This is a genomic window from Bradyrhizobium sp. SHOUNA76 (assembly GCF_023006445.1).
GTDB lineage: Bacteria > Pseudomonadota > Alphaproteobacteria > Rhizobiales > Xanthobacteraceae > Bradyrhizobium.
In genome coordinates this window covers 1-3209 of the sequence record NZ_JALBHA010000624.1, presented here as the reverse complement: position 1 = coordinate 3209, position 3209 = coordinate 1, and the positions used below count along the sequence as shown (strand labels likewise).

At 66.2% G+C, this 3209-nt stretch carries 4 protein-coding genes and 1 pseudogene; 3 read left to right on the top strand and 2 right to left on the bottom strand.

The genetic code is table 11. The features are described from left to right. Positions 1-392: pseudogene (locus MOV74_RS34590) on the top strand (ATP-binding protein); the annotation flags it as partial. Between the two features lie 92 nt (positions 393-484). On the opposite strand, the gene MOV74_RS34585 reads toward MOV74_RS34590, so the two are convergent. Together MOV74_RS34585 and MOV74_RS34580 are read right to left on the bottom strand one after the other, a co-directional pair. Next, positions 485-757, bottom strand: coding sequence for a DUF2312 domain-containing protein (locus MOV74_RS34585; protein WP_094976882.1), 273 nt, complete (start codon positions 755-757; stop codon positions 485-487). Positions 758-955: 198 nt separating this feature from the next. Then, the gene (locus MOV74_RS34580) at positions 956-1267 is read right to left on the bottom strand and encodes a DUF1244 domain-containing protein (RefSeq protein ID WP_246931450.1); all 312 of its coding nucleotides are present in this window, start codon (positions 1265-1267) and stop codon (positions 956-958) included. Between the two features lie 176 nt (positions 1268-1443). Here MOV74_RS34580 and MOV74_RS34575 point away from each other — a divergent pair, with 176 nt between their 5' ends. Together MOV74_RS34575 and pyk are read left to right on the top strand one after the other, a co-directional pair. Further along, positions 1444-2037 carry a DUF1036 domain-containing protein gene (locus MOV74_RS34575; RefSeq protein WP_246931448.1) on the top strand — a complete coding sequence of 198 codons (594 nt, stop codon included), beginning with the start codon at positions 1444-1446 and terminating at the stop codon, positions 2035-2037. Further along, positions 2034-3209: pyruvate kinase (gene pyk / locus MOV74_RS34570; protein WP_246931445.1), on the top strand; the 1176-nt coding region annotated here is incomplete at its 3' end. The genes MOV74_RS34575 and pyk, both read left to right, overlap by 4 nt.

Here is a 3209-nt window from a genome sequence, read left to right as displayed (position 1 = left end):
CCAATGTCGTCGCGGCTTCCGCACCGATCCCGCGTTCCACCCGCCCCGCGTCGCGCAGCCTCGCTCAGGCGACGGAGATCAACACGGTGGTCGGCAAGAGCGTCGACGGCATGGTCGCGACCGCGACCCGCCTCTCCGCCGCCAAGGGCGAGAGCATCTGGCTCAAGATCGTGATGCTGTCCCCGAGCGCTAGCCGTGCCATGTCGGTCACGCTGATGGGCGAGCTCGATACGGCCGCACTACGCGCCTATTTCGTCAAGCCACGGGCCGTGATCGCGATGGGCTTTGTCGACGATCCGATGCACGGCCTGTCCTGTGACAGCTTCTCGGGCAGCGCGACCACGAAGCTCGAAACCACGTCGTTCGTCGTGCGCACCGCCGCGCTGCGCTGACAGCCGCGACTACGTCCACAAACTCGATCTCGTAGCCCGGATGTCGCTTCGCTCATCCGGGCTACGGCAATGGCAGCCGAGGCGCCAACGCCTCAGAGCATTCCGAGCGCCTGCATGTAAGTCTCGAGAATGGTCTCGGCCTCGGCGCGCTCGTTCGGGTCCTGCTTGCGCATGCGCACGATGGTGCGCAGCGCCTTGACGTCGTAGCCATTGCCTTTGCTCTCGGCATAGACGTCCCGGATGTCGTCGGAGATCGCCTTCTTCTCTTCCTCCAGCCGCTCGATGCGCTCGATGATGGATTTGAGCTGGTCCTTGGCAAATTTCGTCGCGGGCTCGTCGTCGCGGACGGCGGCGGTGGTGGCCATCTTGGTACTCCAAATGGAACTGGCAAAACGAGGTGACGCCGGCATCCTCACCGCGCGTGCTGGGGAGAACCCTTAGGGTTGGCGTCCCCCGCGTTCAAGCAAGCATCGCGCTCGTCCACAGCGCGCCCACACCTTCCTGCTGCGGGGCGAAGAAAGCTGTTGTGTGGTGCGACTCAAGGGCGTGGCGCGTGAGACCGCTCAGTGCCCGTGGCCGTGAGGATGGACCTTCTTCATCGTCTCAAGCTGCTCGGGCGTGGCCGTGCCCTGGTATTTCGACTTCCAGGTCTCATAGGGCATGCCGTAGACGGCCTCCCGGCTCTCGTCCTTGCTCAAGGCGACGCCTTGGGCGTCCGCGGCTTCCTTGAGCCAGTTGGACAGGCAGTTGCGGCAGAAGCCGGCGAGATTCATCAGGTCGATGTTCTGGACATCCGTCCGCGTCTTCAGATGATCGACCAGGCGGCGGAACGCAGCCGCCTCGAGTTCCGTTCTGGTTTTGTCGTCGATTGCCATGGTTATATCCCCTGGGCCTGGCCCGATGGAGGTCACCCTTACGGGATCAGGTGGGGCCTGTCACAGATTTTGCCATATCCCGGCGCAAACCGGCCCGACGACGGAATTGCCGCTCGCTTGGGGCCGTTCCCAGCCCTACGCCAAATCGTCAATGATCTGGTATAGCTACCGCGACAATGATTGCCGAATCTCCCCGCCCCCCGCTTCGCCTGCTCGCCCGGTTGGTCCCGGTGCTGGTGATCGCCTTGCTGTGCCTTTGCGCCAGTCCGGCCTCCGCCGATTTCCGCCTCTGCAACAACACCTCGAGCCGGGTCGGCATTGCGCTCGGCTACAAGGACGCTGAGGGCTGGACCACCGAAGGCTGGTGGAACATCTCGTCCCGCTCCTGCGAGACCCTGCTGCGGGGAACGCTGGTCGCCCGATATTATTACATCTACGCGATCGACTATGACCGCGGCGGCGAGTGGTCGGGGCAGGCCTTCATGTGCTCGCGTGACAAGGAGTTCACCATCCGCGGCACCGAGGATTGCCTCGCGCGCGGCTATGACCGGACCGGCTATTTCGAGGTCGACACCGGCGAGCAGCGAGCGTGGACGGTGCAGTTGACTGACGCCAACGAACAGCCGGCGCAGCAGCGCGTACCGGGCCTGCCTGGTCCGGTTGGCCCGGGCGGGGTTCCGGGTTTGCCCAATAGCCCGCCCGGTGGTACGCCCCCCGCCGCGCCTGGCCTCCCGCCAGCTCCCTCGCCACCGTCTGGAAGTAAGCCATGAGGCGTCTTCGCCGTATCAAGATTCTCGCGACCCTGGGACCGGCCTCTTCAGATCTCGCGATGATCCGCCGCCTGTTCGAGGCCGGCGCCGACCTGTTTCGCATCAACATGAGCCACACCTCGCATGACAAGATGCGGGAGCTGGTGGCGACGATCCGCAACGTCGAGAGCAGCTACGGCCGGCCGATCGGCATCCTGGTCGATCTCCAGGGCCCGAAGCTCAGGTTAGGGGCCTTCGCCGAAGGCTCGGTCCAGCTCCAGAACGGCCAGACCTTCACGCTCGATTCCGACAAGGCGCCCGGCGATACCACGCGCGTCCACCTGCCGCATCCGGAGATCCTGGCGGCGCTGCGGCCCGGCCACGCGCTGCTGCTCGACGACGGCAAGGTGCGCCTGATCGCGGAGGAAACCTCCAAGGAGCACGCGGTGACGCGTGTCGTGGTCGGCGGCAAGATGAGCGACCGCAAGGGCGTCAGCCTGCCCGACACCGACCTGCCGGTCTCTGCCATGACATCGAAGGATCGCGCCGACCTCGAGGCGGCGCTTGTCACCGGCGTCGACTGGATCGCGCTGTCTTTCGTGCAGCGCGCCGACGACGTGCTCGAAGCCAAGAAGATGATCCGCGGCCGCGCCGCCGTGATGGCCAAGATCGAGAAGCCGCAGGCGATCGACCGCCTCGCCGACATCATCGAGGCCTCCGATGCGCTGATGGTGGCGCGCGGCGACCTCGGCGTCGAGCTGCCGCTCGAGCGCGTGCCGAGCCTGCAGAAGCAGATGACGCGGATGGCCCGCCGTGCCGGCAAGCCGGTGGTGGTCGCGACCCAGATGCTGGAATCGATGATCCAGTCGCCGGTGCCGACCCGCGCAGAAGTCTCGGACGTCGCCACCGCCGTCTATGAGGGCGCTGACGCCATCATGCTGTCGGCGGAATCGGCGGCCGGCAAATTCCCGGTCGAGGCGGTCTCGACCATGAACCGCATCGGCGAGGAGGTCGAGCGCGACCCGACCTACCGCTCGGTGATCACGGCTCAGCGTCCCGCGCCGGAATCCACCGCGGGCGATGCCATCGCCGACGCCGCACGACAGATCGCCGAGACGCTCGATTTGCCCGCCTTGATCTGCTGGACCAGCTCGGGCTCGACCGCCGTGCGCGTCGCGCGCGAACGGCCGAAG